Genomic DNA, 17,413 nt, shown 5'->3' with positions numbered 1-17,413 from the left:
AAAGCGATAACATGATCATTTTTTACGATGGTAATTGCCCCCTTTGCAATGCAGAGATGCAGCATTTAAAACGTGCCGATGTTGATCATAAAGTTACACTTGAAGATTTAAATGCTGATGACTTTAATGCGCGTTTTCCCGCAATCAATAAGCAATACGCCATGAATATACTGCATGCCCAAACTGATAATGGGCAGATAATTTACGGCTTAGATGTGACTTATCAAGCTTGGCGTACTGTTGGCAAATATCCTTGGCTTAAAATTATTCGTTTGCCCGTCATTCGTTTTTTTGCCGATCATGCTTATACTTTCTTTGCAAAATACCGTCATCAAATTAGTCGTTTTTTAATGCCTAATGCACAGTGCAACTCAGGTCAATGTGATATCAAAAGCAAAGGTGAAAAATGAAAACAGCGATTTTATTTGGTGCCAGTAGCGCCATTGCTCAATCTTACGTTAATCACTTAAATCAACAAGCAACACAATTTAATATAATTTGTGTTAGCTCATCGAGTATTAATCACAGCGATAAAAACATAACCTACTTTCACAGCGACTACTCAACGCAAAGTCTGAACGAGCTTACAGAATCGCTAAAGTCTCAGCAGGTTGAGCTCGCTCAGGTGGTTATATTTAATGGTCAATTACATAACAACCAGCACATGCCAGAAAAAAAGCTTGAAGAAATCAACAGTGATTATTTTATGCAGCTTATGCACTCTAATGCGCTTGTGCCGCTGCTATGCTTACAAAGCATAATGCCATTACTTAATCATAAAACTCACTGCACAATTACCGCTTTAAGCGCTCGTGTTGGTAGCATTAACGATAATAAGCTGGGTGGCTGGTACACCTATCGCGCATCAAAATCAGCACTTAATATGTTATTTAAAACAGCCGCTATTGAGCTTGCCCGTCGTGCTAAAAATACTAAACTTGTTTTATTTCATCCAGGTACCACAGATACACAGCTTTCTAAGCCATTTCAAAAAAATGTACCTGCCGACAAACTATTTACACCTGAGTTTGTTGCCCAGCAATTATTTAAATTTACTTACAAAAACTCACAATTAGAACTTAACGGCGAACCTGCCTACCTAGATTGGCAAGGAAACACTATAAAATGGTAAGGAATTAACACATGCATTTTTCTAAAGACCGCATAACCGCACTCGAAAAACACACACGCACGCATTTTATAAATTCACTGTCAGGGTTTAAAAGTGCAAACTTGATTGGTACGCAAGATGGACAGGGCAATACCAATTTAGCCATTGTTAGTTCTGTCATCCATTTGGGCGCCCACCCGCCCCTTGTAGGCATGATAATGCGCCCACACAGTGTACCAAGGCATACATTTGAAAATATTATAGAAACAGGCGTTTACACTATTAATCAAGTAAATAATGACATTTACCAGCAAGCGCACCAAACCTCGGCACGTTACGCTAAAGATGAGTCCGAGTTCGATGCAACGGGGTTAAAAACAGAATACTTAAATGAGTTTAACGCTCCCTTTGTTGCACAAAGTCGACTAAAATACGCGGTAAAATTTGTAGAGAATCAACATTTAGCTGTTAATGGCACCGAGCTGGTTATTGGTGAAATAATGGATGTATATGTGGATGAATCAGCACTCCAAAGTGATGGTTTTTTAGATTTACAAGCCATTGATACGGTTGCAGTAACCGGTTTAGATAGTTACCACACGGCAAATAAGCTCACTCGCTTACCCTATGCAAAAAAATAGCCCGAGGTTATCAAGTCCTCCAAATAAGCGACTTGATAACTCCCCCCCATTTTTGAGCCCCTTGATCACTAATCGCAATTAGTTTGAATTTAAACTGTTAAACCTACACACTATGCAAAATTTTGTAGGAGAAATATATGACCACAGTTGGTATTGGTACTCACACACCCGAGCAAGCACTTGCTAGTTTAAGTAATATGACTCACTCAGTAACGCCAATTCAGGCCGATGAGTATTTAGCGCGTATGGCCAAAGCACAAGCCTATATGCAAGCGCACAACATTGATGCCATTTATTTAAACGCAGGTACCAACTTAACTTATTTCACCGGAATGAAATGGTATGCCAGTGAACGGCTTGTTGGCGCTATTTTACCTGCCGTAGGTGATGTGCAATACATTGCTCCACATTTTGAAATTGGTTCTTTAAATGGCTTTAAGGTTATTGATGGCCCAATACACGGCTGGCAAGAGCATGAAAGCCCGTTTGAGCTATTCGTTAAAGTGCTTAAGCAGCTCAGTATTAGCGACACCGCTACCGTTGGTATTGATGAAAGCGCACAGTTTTTTATTTTTGATGGTATCAATAAAGCCAGTTCAGGGTTAAAACTAGTTAACGCACAACCTGTAACCGCACATTGTAGAATGCATAAATCAGCCAATGAATTAGCATTAATGCAATGTGCCATGGATATGACTTTAGCGGTTCATCAGGCTACAGCGAGCATGCTTTATGAAGGTATTAGCACCGTAGAAGTCGAAGAATTTATAAAAAAAGCCCATCAAAAAGTAGGTGCCCCAGGTAATTACTTCTGTATTGTATTGTTTGGCCTTGCCACCTCATTCCCACATGGCGTAAAAGATCCACAAATTTTGAAAAAAGGCGACATGGTGCTTATCGATACCGGATGTAAAGTGCACGATTACCTTTCTGATATTACCCGTACTTATGTATTTGGTGAAGCAACCAGCCGCCAACGCCTATTTTGGGATTTTGAAAAAGCGGCCCAGTTAGCAGCTTTCAATCAAGCAGCTCTCGGCGAAACCTGTGAATCGGTTGACGAGGCAGCTCGCAGCTACTTAGCAGCACAAGATTTAGGACCTGAGTATCAAACACCAGGTTGCCCACATCGTACAGGCCATGGTATTGGTTTAGACATTCACGAATGGCCATATTTAGTTGGCGGTGATAAAACCCCGCTTGCCACTGGCATGTGTTTTAGTAACGAACCCATGCTAGTTATTCCAGATGAATTTGGGGTTAGATTAGAAGATCACTTTTACATGACAGATGATGGTCCGCGCTGGTTTACTCAACCGAGTCATAGCATTGATGACCCATTTGGCTTAAACAGCTAATATATGAATCATTTAATAAAAAGAGCTGCACCTTGGCTGCTCTTTTTATGTCCAATGATTGATAAAGTAGACTTCATCCCAATATCCATTGTTATTACTAAGCAATCCTTCAAGGATCCCTATGAAAAACTTTAAAATTGATATCGTCTCAGATGTAATGTGCCCGTGGTGTATTATCGGTTACAAGAACTTAGAGACCGCATTGGCAGAATTAAAAGAAGAAATGAGTGCGGATATTACATGGCACCCTTTTGAGCTTAATCCAGATATGCCACTTGAAGGGCAAGACTTAAACGAGCACTTGCAGCAAAAATACAGTTTAACCGAAGAAGAAAGCGCGCGAAATCGTCAAAACATGGCGGATGCGGGTGAACGAGCTGGGTTTACCTTTAATTTTGACGGTAAACGCATCATGATCAACAGCTTTGATCTACACCGCTTGCTAATGTGGGCTCGTGAAGAGGGCAAGCAAACTGAGCTGAAATTGGCGTTTTTTGAAGCACACTTCACCGATTTAAAATATTTAAATCAAGAAGATGCATTACTGGATGTGGTAGAAAAAGTCGGCCTTAACAAAGACACAGCTCGTGATATTTTACACTCAGATAAATACGTACAAGCGGTTCGCGAAGAGCAAAATAACTTTAAGCAAATGGGTATTACTTCAGTGCCTACTTTCATTATAAATGATAAGTATGCGCTTACCGGTGGGCAGCCGAGTGAGTCATTTATTCAAGCGCTTAAGCAAATAAATGAAGAAGAAGCCAAGCAAGACACTTAAAAAATAAAGTTTAAAACCAAAAAAGGCTGCACATCGCAGCCCTTATTTATCTCAGTTAGTATTTTTTAAGAAGCGTTTAAACAACGTGCATAATATTTAAGAATTTAATCTGACACTGAACTTTGAACGCCTTCTCTATAGGTACCTAACAGTTAGATACTTCAAAATTAAATCTGCTTATGGTACAAATTAAATAATGCTGCCTTTTAACGGACTCGTTCTTTTTCTGGATATACTAAATTTTTTATCTGTATTTTTAGCGTAATGATAGAAATTCAAGCTAGTCTGCGTGACATCTTCAATAAACCATCCAGGTATCTTAACTAAAGAATAGCCATGTTTAGAAAAGTGTATCTCAATTGATTTAATCACGGGCTTTTCAACAATCGTGATATGGTCTGCTTTAATTAAATCTATAACCTTTTCACCTTGAATCAATGTCTGCTCATTTAAATCGACAATAATCGGTTTATTTTTAAAAAAATCAACGAGAAAATAGGTAATAAATACCGGTATGAGAATAATTGATAATTGGCGCAGTGTTACAGCTCTAAAGTAGGTCTCTTGATGAGACCAAGTATCAGGCGTGGTGAACCATATTATGAAGATATAAACCGCTACCGCTAAAGTCCAGCGGTGTAGGCGAAAAAGCTTTTTAAGGTCAAAAGTCAATGTCATTCTTTTTAGCATTAATTTAATCTCACTTTCATTCGTATGCTATAAGCGTTCCCCACATGTGTAAGTGACTTAAATTTAAATCTTTGGTCGATTTCACTATCGAGTTTAAAGTTGATAGTATTTTTTATGTTCTTTTCAGTAAAATACAAGTTAGTTCCAAGGCTATAGCTATTAATCTCATGATATGTCTGCAACCTATCTTCGTTCTCATATTCCAAATAAATAACTTTAAACAAATGGGTATTACTTCAGTACCTACTTTTATTATAAACGATAAGTATGCTCCTACCGGTGGGCAGCCGAGTGAGTCATTTATTCAAGCACTTAAGCAAATAAATGAAGAAGAAGCCAAGCAAGATTAGCAAACAGTTTTACAGCGATAATAACCTTATCGCTGTTTCAGTTTAAACACTGTTCGCTGACTTAAACCAAGCCCATCCTCAACATCATGGTAAAATTGCGTATAGAGTGCATCAAGCTCGCCTTTTTGTGCTAGCTTTGTTAAGCCCTGCTGTAGTAAGTCGATAATTGCTTTATTTTTTTCATTTGCATAAAAGTAATAAAAGTTATCATACTGCAGCATAATATGCGGCTCAACGACAAAGTTATACTGTGGGCTTTTGTGTATTTCAGCTCTAATCGCAGTTACTGAACGAGGAAAGTAATCGCCAAGTCCTTCATCTAACGCTTTTAACATGCTTTCATAACTCAAATCACCATTAACTGTTAAGCCATTGTTCTTTAATACATAATAATCAGACCAACTTTGCTTTTGTAAGGCTATAAACGGCTTTAGTTGTTCAAGGGTTTTTATATCTGAAAATTCGCCCAGCCGGCTTTGTTTTATCATTAGTAAACGTTTTGAGTGCAAGCCGTTGTATATTGGAAAGGTTGTGTGTACGAGGCTATTTGCTTGCTCTTTTGACATACTTAACCAAGCAAAATTAATAGCCCCATCGTGCTTTAGCTCTTCTAATACTCGTTTGGTATTCATCGGCTCAACACTATAAATAATATTGAGTTTTACATTCATCTGCGCAAAGCTTTTTTCTAATAAGCTCAAAACATAGTGGTTTCTTGGCATATTAGGTGTGCTTGGTTTTCCTATTTTTAGCGTCACAGTTTGCTCGCTGCCCAAAGCAAAAGATGACAGGGTGATAAGGATAACACTGCAGCATAAATTAAATAACTTCATAGTCATTCCAAGTTACTTTGCATTTATAAAATGGGGAATAGTAAGTATAGCGGGAACTTAGAATTACGCTTTTAGGTGCGATAAAGTACTTTAATCACATGCCAACCAAATTTTGTTTTTACCAAATGTGGCTCTAAAATCTCGCCTTTAAACGCAATTTTATCAAACTGTGGAACCATTTGACCGCGTCTAAATTCGCCTAAATCTCCGCCCTTTTTGCCCGACGGACAAGACGAGTATTTTTTAGCTAAGGTTTGAAACTTTGCGCCTTTACCTAATTGCTTAATGATGTCTTCTGCAATCTCTTTATGCTTAACCAAAATGTGAAGTGCGTGTGCTGTATTTGCCATGAAAATACCTTTTATACCGTTTGCTAAAATTAAACGCAGCAATTTTAACACAGCCCCATACACCTAGCATCTACTTATGCTATAGCTATAGTTACTAAACGCCTTGTAACAATTTATAGATTTGCCCTGTTAAAAACTAACCTGAGTTCAGGTTAACTAGACCTTATATATCCAATCAAAAATGCCATTTTAAATAAAATAAAAATGGCATTCAGCTAACATAGATTTTTATGGCTTAAAAGCTTAATACGATCAAATTATATAATCGTTTTACGTGACCTCAGATGATTAGCAGGATCACGCGAATAACAATCTTTTACCTTCATAAGATCCTCATAACTGCCAAGAAAATAGTCTTTTGTAGGAATTGCACTGTCTTTAAAGCTAATAAATGCGCCTTCAGTCCCTTCAATTTGGGTCTCTCGGCTTACCTCAATCCAATCCATTGCTCTATTAATGTAATTGTAGACTTCATTATTTTGACCTTGTTCTTTTAACTCAACAGACTCATTCCACCATGTTTGGTACTGAATAGTGTACTGCGATTTTGAATAAGGAAATGAAACGCGGGCGTTTGCTTCTTTTTCGCTTATTTCATTATAAAAAGGACCTGCAATTGCACCAAGTGTAACGTAGCTGAATAAACCTAAATCACTACTCTTAGCATTAATCAGATCTGACGTTAAACTTTGAATTAACTGCTCTTTTCCGTTTTTTGTTAAACCGCTACCTTTTACAACCTTAGAGGTTAATTTATGGGGTGCTGGTGCATCAAAATCAGGTGTAAATGGCGTGCCATCGGCATTAGCTAAACTACCTAAACGCTTTTGCTTTTTTAATACATCGAAAAGGGAGTTTCGTGACCAATTTCCCATTAATGCACTATTATAGTTCGCTTTAGTATCTGTACCTTGATGCATTGGCGTACTATTTGGAAAGTGGTTTGAGACAAATTGTTCTAACGCTTGCCAACTTCCCTGCCAATAGCCGTACATGGTACTTGGGTGGCTCAAAGGCTTGTTTTGACTGTTAGCCGCAATAGCATTAATTTTTAAATTAGTGCCTACCAGCTTGTCGGTACTTGCATTATTTATAACATCTTCCCATTGCGATAAAAGCTCAAGCGTAGACAAAGCATGTTCGTCATTAGTATTCCAGTTTATTACAAAGCGATGGATCTCGTCTGGGATCTCAAATGCTTTTACTTTAAAGTGGGTAACAATACCGTAGCTTAATGCCCCGCCACCACGTAGTGCCCATAATAGTTTTTTATGGGATGGGTCGTGTGCATCAACAATATCGTCCTCAGCATTTACTTCGATAACTTCACCGTTGCCTAATACAACCGTAGCCCCCACCAACGATTCACAACACATTCCTTTACTGCGAGTCCATGGCCCCCAGCCTCCGCCTTGAATGAAACCCGCCAAACCGACTGTTGCGCATGTACCATGCGGTATTGTCAATGGCGGGTTATTGTCAGCAAGCTTTGGTACCACCTGAAAAAAGCGATAACCGGAGCCTATATTTGCAATATAGTCACCGCACACTTTCTTAACGTTAAACTCTTTTAATCGGCTCAAATCTAATAAAATCACATCGGTGCCCGTACACTCCCCTTCGTGATCGTGCCCACCAGAACGAACGCGGATCGGTAAGTTTAAGCTAATTGCTTGCTTGTAAGCCTGTGCTACATTTTCTGTTGATTCACACATTACGATAACTGCAGGATTGAATCGCAAACGAGTATTAAATATAAGGGTTTGCGCTTGATACCCTGTTAAACCTGGAGTTTCAGACACCGAGGGTGATGCTTGAGTTAGCAGTTGATCATCCTTAAAACCCGAAGATTTAAGTGCTTGAACCAACCTTAGCGTATTATTCCAATAAGTTGCCATAAGGCTCTGTGCGCTTTTAAGTTGCTCGTGCGGCAGCTGCGAAACTTCATGAACTGTATTCATCGTATATTCCCTTTATTATCCTTGTGACATATACACTCGTCACGTTTTTGACCTGTTACTGATTCTGCAAGCGTTTGGATTGCTGGCGCTAAATCATCACGTGCAATATCAACTTTAATGAGGTAAGGCGTTGACGTATCTTCATATAAGATATTAAGTGCATTTTGCAGATCCGCCACCGAATTGACATTTAAATATTCAACACCGTAAGCTTGAGCTAATGCTTCGTAGTTCCAAGAAGGTAATTCATCAAAAGGAGCAAATTTCCCCTCAGGTGTAAATGCGCAAATATCTACAAATGATTGCTCAATGGCATACACCTCGTTACTCATTACAAATACAGCGGTATTACAGTGATTACGACTCAGTGTTGAGAGTGTCTGACACATCATCATAAAACCACCATCACCTGCAATAACTATACTGCGATTATCATTAGCAAGTGACACACCCAAAGAGCATCCGGTTTCATGGCCCAATGATCCCCACGCAGCATCACTAACAAAGTGGCTTTTTTCTATGCCAATCAATCTTGCAGCCATATAAAGTGATGAACTTTCACCTAAAATAAGGTTGTAACCTTTTAAGCTACGAGATCCGTTTAACTCTTGTTGATAAAGAGTAAAGAAGCTTTCGTAGCTTATTTGGCTGTGAAAATCAGCAAGCTCAGTGTTTAATGGTGTATTTAACTTAAAAGAGACTGAGTTCAAAGACGAAGTTGATCGCTCAAAATATGCCGTCAATTCGCTAATAAATACAGTTAAGCTGGTATGGATGAAGTGATCACTGTTGCCAACAAGCGCACCATCCATATTAACTCTTATTAGATCAGAGCCTTGCTTAGTTAGCATAGTGAGGTAATCATCAGTAAAAATAGCGCCAAGCGCTAAAAGTGCATCGCACTGCGACACATAATCGAACGTTTCAGGTAATGAAGCTTCACCTGCATAGGTGCCTACAAATAAATCGTGACCGACTCCACTTCGCTCGCTGATCACCGATTTAGCTAACGTGGTAGTGGTATACGCAATATTAAGCGAAGTTAAAAGCTTCTCTACTTTATCTTGTAAACCTAATCTCGCTATTTCTATGCCAAGCATAATTACTGGCTGCTGTGCAGTTTCTAGCTTGTGTATAGCCGCGTGTAGTAATGCATTTTGCATATTTAAATCAACGGACGTATCGGCAATAACAAGCGGGTACGCTGGAGTCGAACATTCTGCTCCCCACACATTCTGCCAAGCTTCTAAGTAAATTGGCCTTTTTTCTTTTATTGCACACGCCAACGCTGCATCGATAATTTGAGGAGCCGTTTCAGAATCTGACAGTATTTCGCTTGCCACGGTGACACTTTCAAATATAGTTTGGTTTGATTTATAGTTACCCGTTGAATGATGAAATAATGCGCCGGTATCTGCGATAATTTCTCGATCATCAATTGATGGGCTGGCCGTTATCACCACCACAGGATTTCTTTCAACATAGGCCCCTGCAATTGCGTTTATAACACTTAATGTACCGACTCCATATTGTACAGACACTGCGCCAATCCCTTTGTAACGAACATAACCTTCGGCCGCATAACCTGCACCTAACTCCGTTATGTCGCCAATCGCATCAATACCATCAAACTTATCAAGTGCGCTCATAAACTCCTGTACATAGTCACCCGGTACTTGAAATATTTTTTCTAGGCCTTGCTCTTTTAAGCGCGTTAATAAATAGTCAGCAACCGTAAAATTATTGGTACTCATGGTTAATTCCTTCGTACGCAAATTTTGTTACTTCGTCTAGCGTTTTACTGCATGCATTAGGCTGTTTTTTTTCAATTTTTTCGTTACAGGCTTTATTACAGTCAACGGGTAAATAGTTATGTTGTTGCTTTAGCCAGCATGGTGTGGGTAAATCAAAAAATTCCTCGAGTGTTGATTCTGCAGTATTTAAAGCACCTTCAACCCAACCTTGCTCGTATGAGTACGCCTCACCAATAATATAAATCTTTTCTTTCTCAACAGGGTGGCGCATACGACACATAATTTCATCTAAACGGTAATTTGCTTTCCATTCATGCCATCCTCCGCCATATGGGGCGTCTCCCCAATCTTGGTAAATGGCAGAATACGGCATCGCCAATTCTTTTTGCTCATGAAGCGCTTCAATTTGTCTATGTGCGGCTTCCACCATACCTGTGGTTATTTGGCATTGGCTTTTAGGGACTATTTCTTTTGGGGTATAGCCTTCACATCCATAGCTGGGTGTGTAACCAGAATATAACTCACCCGATTCTAAGCCTTTCCAATAGGGGATAGAGCCTATGTCATTATATGACGCCATCAATAACGAGTTTGTATTTGGTAAACCGCCTGCTTGGTCGCACTCTGTTCCCATATAATATGTTTGCCTAATTGGTAAGTCGGTCACTGAACGACCTGCAACTAGGCCTAAGCTTCGCCACCAAGGCTGCTCGTAAGCCATAAACATTTTTAGCGCTTTTTGTATAAGTACTGAAGGGATATTTTCTTTTAACCACGGATCAGCAAAAAACTCCGACTCGATAAGTTCTAATGAACGTCGTGGCATTGCCAAAATTAGTTGTTTCGCTTTTACAATTTCCTGCTCAGTGACGGTTACGTCATCAATTGTTTTGCCGTATTGATCTGTACACGTTGATTGAAATATTAATTCATATCGATAATCAGGATCATTCAGGTAGTTAATTTTTACTAGCCGTTTATTCATTTGTACTTTTTCGTCTTCGGCTAAACAACTTTTTAACGCTTTAAACTGCGCGCACAGCGTTAATGGCAGTGCCTGAAATCCATCTGTGAGAGTGAGAAACTCAGTGTCATCACTGTATTCTGTTGCTGGCAGCTGAGTAACCGCACTTGCATTAGCAACATTAGCATCGTACCCGCCAGCCTCTTTCATGAATAAATAGGCTTCGTTACTTAGTACTCGCTCAAGTAAATTCCAAAAACCATACTTCCAGATCTCTTTGCCAAATACTTTAACTTTCATTTGCTCGCACAAGCTCATGTCAGCAAAACCAGGACAAATTAAGTTCATCACCTTCACTTGTAAATCCTCGGGTCCATAGCCGCGTTCAGATGCGTTTAACTTATAAGGTATTTTGTCAGGGCACTGCGCAAAATCTCGGTAACGAAAATACTGACCGCGCAAATAAAAGAGATTATTTTCACTGCCCGCTTTTATATCTTTCACAGCGGGATCTTTTGAATCAGGGTACATGGGTAAGGAAGAACCCATTGGGAAGTTTTGCGTTTTCAGGTTCAAATCATTAACTAATGCATTAACCATAACGTGATCTGAAGGAATAAAGCGCATTCCCCCCAACTCGGCAACTACATTTGGTAACCCTGGTAACTTTTTACTATATAAACGCCCGCCTATGCGGTCACTGTATTCAAATAGCGCAATACGCTTTTCTTTGCCTTCATGCTGTTGTAGCCTCCACGCGCTGTAAACACCAGACACACCGCCACCAACAATTGCTATATCAAGTTCGTTTTTCATAGTCGTCTTTTCCTTAGCTAGATTAAGCTAAAGTTACCCATAAAGACTACAAAGTTCTATTACGCTTTATTACACTCTATGACAAATATCTGTCCAACCACATCTAGCAACGACGGTTCTTGTATTAGAAAATGAGATAAGCTGTGAAATAAACTAGACACTCGCTGTAATTTATCTGACAAAAGTTAAGATAAATATCAACGTTATTCTATTCTTAGCGGCAGCGCCAATAACAACCAAGTTACAAATAATGCGCAGCGTCGCTTGATGCGGGAATTCTACAATACTGATACTTTCCAAATAATGTATAACGATTTAAAGCGATTTTATCGTATGACCAATTATTAAACCTATTTGGTAAAACACTAAATATATTTGCGAGCTTGTACGGATAACCAAGTTGCTTAACTACTTCAAAAAAAGCATGACTTTGTGTATACGCTTTACCATTTTCAATAAACACCATTGAGGCGTATTCATTCGTCAAAAAACCAAAGTGCATTAACAACAACTCACCTTTAGGCGATTGCACGCTGCACAATTTAAATTTAATGCTCGGATCGTGAGCTATAATAAAATTACACCAAGCACTGCAAAGCTTACATTGCGCATCAAATAAAATAATTTTTTTATTTTGCATTAATGTCGCGGGATCATCGCGCATAAAACTTTCCACAAATTAAGTACTAAACTACTGCTGCACTGGCTTTTTTTGTAGCTTACGCTGCAAGGTGCGCCTATGCATATTTAACTGCCTAGCGGTCATTGATACATTACCGTTATTACTGTGTAAAACATGTTGAATATGCTCCCACTCTAACCGCTCGGGCGACATAACTCCCTCAGAAATTTCAGTTACTGTCGTACTTGCCACCTCAACTTTAAGTGCTTTTAATAAACTTGCCATATCAACAGGCTTAGTTAAATAGTCATTAGCACCTAAGCGCATCGCCTCTACCGCCGTTGCTATACTTGCAAAGCCAGTCAGCAATACAATATGTGCATGAGTGAGTAAATGCCGCAGCGGTGCAATAAGCGACAGTCCATTCTCATCAGCCAGTTTCATGTCTAATAAAATACAATCAGGCTGTTGCTGGCGAGCCCTTAGAAGTGCATCAGTGTGATTATGTGCGATCTCGCAATTAAAACCGTGCTTAGTTAGCCGCCGTGCCAACGTTGTCGCTAAATTAATATCATCCTCAATAATAAGTAGCTTCATGCTTTTGTCTCTGCTGTTAATAGTGGCATCGTTATCTTTGCAACCGCTCCGCCTTCGGGGTGATTATATACCGTTAACGAGCCATTTAACCTCTCAAATGTCACATTTGATAACATAACTGCGATCCCCATGCCTTGCTCACTAGGCATTAACTGCCCACCTAACTCTGCTAACTCTGAGGATGAAAAGCCAGCACCAAAATCACGAATAATTAACGCAATGTTTTGTGCGTCAGGTTGCTGCCAACTTAGTTCAAGTTGCACTTGGGCGTGTTTTTGATTAGCAAGTACTGCATTTTGTAATAAATTTAAAATTGCAGGTAACAGCATAGCGTCACTTTGTAATGTGGCTTCAGCTGCCTCATTAAGCCAGTTTATTTGTTGATTAGGATATTGTAATAGTAACGTATCATGAATTTGATTTTGCAACTGCTCTGCTTTAATGGGTGATTGCGTGTTTTTATCTCGTAACTGCATTGAGAGGTTTCTAAAGTCGTTAAGCTGAGTGCGGCATTGTAATAGCGGCGCTTGCATTTGCTGAATAACTTCATTGTTGGGATGCTCTTCTAAAAGCTCCTCAAACAATAATTGTAAATTAGCAATCGGGGTTGCTAATTGATGAGTAATTTGCGCGGCTGCGCCATCAAGTGTAACTAGTTGTTCATTGCGCAACTGTTTCTCTCTAACCTTCGCAATAGTGCGCTCACGCTGCTGCAAAGCGCGGTTCATAGCCCCTATAACTAACGCTATTACGCAAGCACTTATAACAAAATTAACCCACATACCAATAAAGTGACCATTCATATTCATTTGGTGCATACTGTGTTCGGGCATTTTAATTAATAATAAGCTATAGGCGGCAATGGCCAATACAGCAATATAGGCAAGCCCTCGAGCGCTTAATGTGATTGCAGCTATCATAATGGGCAGCAACAATAAAGACACAAATGCGTTAGTTGCACCGCCACTTAAAGACAACAAAATAGTTAAAAAAAGCACATCGGCGGTCAGTTGCATTAACATGCCAATTGGTTTTGCTTGGCTTACATGCCGGTAGGCAAATACACTGGCTAACTGAAAAACCGCCTCAACAGCAATAACCCCTAACAATGGCATAAGTGCAATTTGATGTTCTAGTAAAAAATACACACTGAGCACCGCAATAAGCTGAACAACGATGGCACCACTGCGCAGCATTAATAATCGGCTAATAGCTGGGTCGGTTTCAATTAACACAATAGGGTTCCTGAATACACTTGGTTTCATTATTCATGATTAACATACTTTTTTTATTGCACCTATTATACACTAAACCAGCTTATAGTATCCGCTCGCATAGCTGCACTCAAGCATACGTCATTAGTGCTTTAAGCAAGTGTTGAAGGTGATGGACTAGCTTATAAAAAGCACCTAAGCTAACACTCATTTAATTTACAAAGTAAAAACTTACAATTAACCTTTCACTAAAAATACAACAAACAATTGGTAAAATAGCAGTAATTACAGCTCTATAGCTGCTATAAACTAGAGTTAATAGCTAATTTTTGTTATAACGTATTCATTAGACGAACACGTCATACCACTTTTATAGAGAACACACTATGCCTTACGCACATATCACTGGTTGGGGCAAATGCATTCCACCAGCCAGCATCAGCAACGACGAAATAAGTGAAATTGTAGATACCACCGATGAGTGGATCACCACGCGTACCGGTATCAAAGCCCGTAGAGTTAGCCATGTAAGTACTGCCGAGCTTGCTAGTGTGGCTGCAAAACATGCTATTGCTTGCGCTGGCGTAGATGCAAAAGATATCGATTTAGTTATTTTAGCAACGTGCACCCCCTCAACAGTAGTTGCAAACACCGCTTCATTAGTACAAAAAAATATTGGTGCCACAGGTGCTGCAGCCATGGACACCAACGCGGCATGTTCTGGTTTTTTATATGCTTTACAAGCTGCGACTGCGCAAATTCAAGCCGGTATGATCAAAAAAGCCGTAGTTATTGCCGCTGAACGCATGACGTGGTATGTAAACTGGGCACGGCGCGACAGTGCAGTTTTATTTGGTGATGGTGCCGGTGCCGTTGTGCTTGAAGCAGCAGAAACACCTGCAGGCTTATTAGGGACCAAAACCGGCTGTGACAGCGAAGATCGTGATATTTTACACATTACTAATTTTGGCAGTGATTTAAATAAATATGAGCCAATTGGCCCATCAGACCTTTTATTTGAAGGGCGTGAAATATTTAAACGTGCCGTGAAAGGCATGAGTGAAGCCTGTGACGACGTGCTTGAGCAAGCCCACCTTAAGTTAGACGATATCGATGTACTAGTTCCGCATCAAGCTAATTTACGCATTATTCAAGCAATTCAAAACCGTTTAAAGGTTGAAGACAGTAAAGTAATGGTTAACATTGGCGAATACGGTAATACCTCTGCTGCAACGATTGCCATTGCGCTGTGTGAGGCCGTTGAGCAAGGTTTAATTAAGCCGCATGCCAATATTATGTCGGCTGCATTTGGAGCAGGCCTAACGTGGGCGGCAAGCTATATCAAATGGGGCGAGCGAGTAACCCCCATTGCTGTTAGCGATGCTAAACTTCCACCATGTGATAAAACAGGTTTAGAGCTTGTTGCACCGGCTGTAAAAGCGTGTAAAGACGCAGAGCCTAGCTAAATAACATTACACCAAGCAAATATGTATTGATAAACAGCGCACTGCTTTCAGTGCGCTTTTTTATTTTTAAGGAAAATATATGCAACTACTAGGCATTCATCATGTAGCCATCATTTGTAGCAACTACCCACGCTCTAAACATTTTTATAGTGAAATATTAAAGCTCTCAATTATTAATGAGCATTATCGAGCAGAGCGAAAGTCTTCTAAGCTCGATTTAGCTTTACCTGATGGCAGTCAGCTCGAATTATTTTCGTTTAATGATGCGCCGAGTAGACCAAGCTATCCCGAAGCACAAGGACTTAGACATTTAGCATTTAAGGTTAGTAGTGTAGAAAACAGTAAAACGTATTTAGAGTCGCATGGAATCGACGTAGAAGAAATAAGAGTGGATGAAATTACCGGCAAAAAATTCACCTTTTTTGCCGATCCAGATGGTTTACCCCTTGAGTTATATGCGCTTTAACATCAAATAACTCAAGGCAAGGTATGTTTGATTTAGTTAACCCTAGTTAGGTTAGTTAAATCGATTTTGTAGGTAAGTAAATACTGCACGAATGCCCAGAGCTTCACCACCCGCAGGACGCCCGGGTAATGCTCGTAAGTTCCATGCCATTACATCAAAATGAACCCATGGTGTATTTGGCTCTACAAACTCTTTCAAATAAAGCGCAGCGGTAATTGCGCCACCAAATGGCGTACTTGAACAGTTAGTCATATCAGCCACATCGCTTTTCAAAAATGGGGTGTATTGCTCGAATAACGGCAATTGCCAAACAGGGTCGTTAACTTGCATCCCCGAATCCATAATCGCATTAGCGACATCACGTTCCGTTGAGAAGAAGCCTGGCAGCTCTGTCCCTAAAGCAACACGGCACGCACCAGTTAAGGTAGCGAAATCAATAATTAGTTCAGGCTCATCGTTTTGTGCTTCGCTTAGTGCATCACACAGAACTAGTCGCCCTTCTGCATCAGTATTATCTATTTCGACCATAATACCTTTACGTGTTTTTATTACATCGCCTGGGCGAAATGCATTACGCGAAACGGCATTCTCAACCGCAGGGACTAACACCCGAAGACGTATTGGTAAGTTAGCGGCCATAATTAATTGAGCTAAGGCAATAACATGTGCTGCCCCACCCATGTCTTTTTTCATGTTACGCATGCCTGAACTTGGTTTTAAATCCAGTCCACCTGAGTCAAAACATACACCTTTACCTACTAATGTAATTTGTGGCGCATCAACCGCACCCCACTTCAAATCGAGTAAACGCGGTTTGTTTTCACTTGCACGGCCTACCATATGAATAGTTGGATAATTTTGTTCTAATAGCTCATCGCCTACCCATTGGGTAAACTCGCCGTCGAATGTATCAGCTAAATCGCTCATTACTTGTGATAAGTGCTGCGGCATCATATCGGCAGCGGGGGTATTTACTAAATCACGGGCTAGATTAATTGCATCTGCTTGTTGTTTTACTTGTTCATATAATGTTTTATCAGCAATGCCAAGCTGAGCTTTAGCTGTGGCTTTTTGTTTATACTCACTGAACTCATAACCACCTAACACAAACCCTAAAGCAAGTTGAGAAACTAACGATTCATCACCTTGAATTTGATAGCAGCCTTTAGGTAATTTACTTGCAAGCTCGCCAGCGGCCCAAAAATCATCAGCTCGTTGCATAATACAAAATACTTGGCTTAGTTCACCCGTTTCTGCGTTTGGTATTAACGCCAGTCCTGACTTTTCAAAGTCGGTATTTGCAAGCCACTGCTGCACAAAGCTCGGTTGCTGAGTAAGCCAGTCTGTTAATTCATTTTTAACAATAAAAGATAGAGGGATACCTGAAGAGGTATGACAAAGTAAAGCGCTCATTAATGACTCACATAATAGAAATTGAT

The 17,413-nt window shown here is 39.9% G+C and carries 17 protein-coding genes and 1 pseudogene; 8 read left to right on the top strand and 10 right to left on the bottom strand.

Translation table 11 applies throughout. The features are described from left to right. The first annotated feature begins 11 nt into the window (after positions 1 to 11). The 5 genes from CWB76_RS08635 (at position 12) to CWB76_RS08615 (ending at position 3,891) form a co-directional block, all read left to right on the top strand. Positions 12 to 410, top strand: a complete 399-nt coding sequence (locus tag CWB76_RS08635) for a thiol-disulfide oxidoreductase DCC family protein (protein ID WP_138606838.1) — start codon at positions 12 to 14, stop codon at positions 408 to 410. Next, on the top strand, positions 407 to 1,132 hold the full coding sequence (locus CWB76_RS08630; RefSeq protein ID WP_138606836.1) for an SDR family NAD(P)-dependent oxidoreductase: 726 nt from the start codon (positions 407 to 409) through the stop codon (positions 1,130 to 1,132). Before CWB76_RS08635 ends, CWB76_RS08630 begins: the two co-directional genes overlap by 4 nt. 11 nt (positions 1,133 to 1,143) lie before the next feature. Next, a complete protein-coding gene (locus tag CWB76_RS08625; protein ID WP_138606834.1) occupies positions 1,144 to 1,752 on the top strand; it encodes a flavin reductase family protein in 609 nt (202 codons plus the stop codon). Between the two features lie 137 nt (positions 1,753 to 1,889). Then, positions 1,890 to 3,110, top strand: coding sequence for a M24 family metallopeptidase (locus tag CWB76_RS08620; protein ID WP_138606832.1), 1,221 nt, complete (start codon positions 1,890 to 1,892; stop codon positions 3,108 to 3,110). A 121-nt stretch (positions 3,111 to 3,231) separates the two neighbouring features. After that, a complete protein-coding gene (locus CWB76_RS08615) occupies positions 3,232 to 3,891 on the top strand; it encodes a DsbA family oxidoreductase (RefSeq protein ID WP_138606830.1) in 660 nt (219 codons plus the stop codon). 189 nt (positions 3,892 to 4,080) lie between these two features. On the opposite strand, the gene CWB76_RS08610 is transcribed toward CWB76_RS08615, so the two are convergent. Next, positions 4,081 to 4,581, bottom strand: a complete 501-nt coding sequence (locus CWB76_RS08610) for a hypothetical protein (RefSeq protein ID WP_076921684.1) — start codon at positions 4,579 to 4,581, stop codon at positions 4,081 to 4,083. Positions 4,582 to 4,790: 209 nt separating this feature from the next. Between CWB76_RS08610 and CWB76_RS08605 the strand changes: the two are divergent. After that, positions 4,791 to 4,931, top strand: a pseudogene (locus CWB76_RS08605) (thioredoxin family protein); the annotation flags it as partial. A 26-nt stretch (positions 4,932 to 4,957) separates the two neighbouring features. Here the strand turns inward: CWB76_RS08605 and CWB76_RS08600 are convergent. The 8 genes from CWB76_RS08600 to CWB76_RS08565 form a co-directional block, all read right to left on the bottom strand. Continuing rightward, a complete protein-coding gene (locus CWB76_RS08600) occupies positions 4,958 to 5,764 on the bottom strand; it encodes a transporter substrate-binding domain-containing protein (protein ID WP_138606826.1) in 807 nt (268 codons plus the stop codon). Between the two features lie 71 nt (positions 5,765 to 5,835). Next, a complete protein-coding gene (locus tag CWB76_RS08595; RefSeq protein WP_138606824.1) occupies positions 5,836 to 6,114 on the bottom strand; it encodes a peptidylprolyl isomerase in 279 nt (92 codons plus the stop codon). Between the two features lie 257 nt (positions 6,115 to 6,371). Then, entirely contained in the window at positions 6,372 to 8,075 is a 1,704-nt protein-coding gene (locus CWB76_RS08590; RefSeq protein ID WP_171039606.1) for an FAD-binding oxidoreductase, read from the bottom strand. After that, on the bottom strand, positions 8,072 to 9,829 hold the full coding sequence (locus tag CWB76_RS08585; protein ID WP_138606822.1) for a thiamine pyrophosphate-binding protein: 1,758 nt from the start codon (positions 9,827 to 9,829) through the stop codon (positions 8,072 to 8,074). The genes CWB76_RS08590 and CWB76_RS08585 overlap by 4 nt, the downstream gene beginning before the upstream one ends. Further along, entirely contained in the window at positions 9,816 to 11,609 is a 1,794-nt protein-coding gene (locus tag CWB76_RS08580; RefSeq protein ID WP_138606820.1) for a flavin monoamine oxidase family protein, read from the bottom strand. The genes CWB76_RS08585 and CWB76_RS08580 overlap by 14 nt, the downstream gene beginning before the upstream one ends. A 241-nt stretch (positions 11,610 to 11,850) precedes the next feature. After that, positions 11,851 to 12,273 carry a thiol-disulfide oxidoreductase DCC family protein gene (locus CWB76_RS08575; protein WP_138606818.1) on the bottom strand — a complete coding sequence of 141 codons (423 nt, stop codon included), beginning with the start codon at positions 12,271 to 12,273 and terminating at the stop codon, positions 11,851 to 11,853. Positions 12,274 to 12,300: 27 nt separating this feature from the next. Beyond that, positions 12,301 to 12,828 carry a response regulator transcription factor gene (locus CWB76_RS08570; RefSeq protein ID WP_138606816.1) on the bottom strand — a complete coding sequence of 176 codons (528 nt, stop codon included), beginning with the start codon at positions 12,826 to 12,828 and terminating at the stop codon, positions 12,301 to 12,303. After that, complete coding sequence (locus tag CWB76_RS08565; RefSeq protein WP_138606814.1) at positions 12,825 to 14,063, bottom strand: sensor histidine kinase; 1,239 nt, start codon at positions 14,061 to 14,063, stop codon at positions 12,825 to 12,827. The genes CWB76_RS08570 and CWB76_RS08565 overlap by 4 nt, the downstream gene beginning before the upstream one ends. Before the next feature lie 365 nt (positions 14,064 to 14,428). On the opposite strand from CWB76_RS08565, the gene CWB76_RS08560 reads away from it, so the two are divergent. Beyond that, complete coding sequence (locus tag CWB76_RS08560; protein ID WP_138606812.1) at positions 14,429 to 15,508, top strand: ketoacyl-ACP synthase III; 1,080 nt, start codon at positions 14,429 to 14,431, stop codon at positions 15,506 to 15,508. Between the two features lie 79 nt (positions 15,509 to 15,587). Further along, entirely contained in the window at positions 15,588 to 15,974 is a 387-nt protein-coding gene (gloA2, locus tag CWB76_RS08555) for an SMU1112c/YaeR family gloxylase I-like metalloprotein (RefSeq protein ID WP_138606810.1), read from the top strand. 51 nt (positions 15,975 to 16,025) lie between these two features. On the opposite strand, the gene CWB76_RS08550 is transcribed toward gloA2, so the two are convergent. Continuing rightward, on the bottom strand, positions 16,026 to 17,387 hold the full coding sequence (locus CWB76_RS08550) for a leucyl aminopeptidase family protein (RefSeq protein WP_138606808.1): 1,362 nt from the start codon (positions 17,385 to 17,387) through the stop codon (positions 16,026 to 16,028). Positions 17,388 to 17,413: the final 26 nt, after the last annotated feature.

The organism is Pseudoalteromonas sp. S1609 (assembly GCF_005887255.1).
Classification (GTDB): domain Bacteria; phylum Pseudomonadota; class Gammaproteobacteria; order Enterobacterales; family Alteromonadaceae; genus Pseudoalteromonas.
This window is presented reverse-complemented; position numbering and strand designations above follow the sequence as displayed.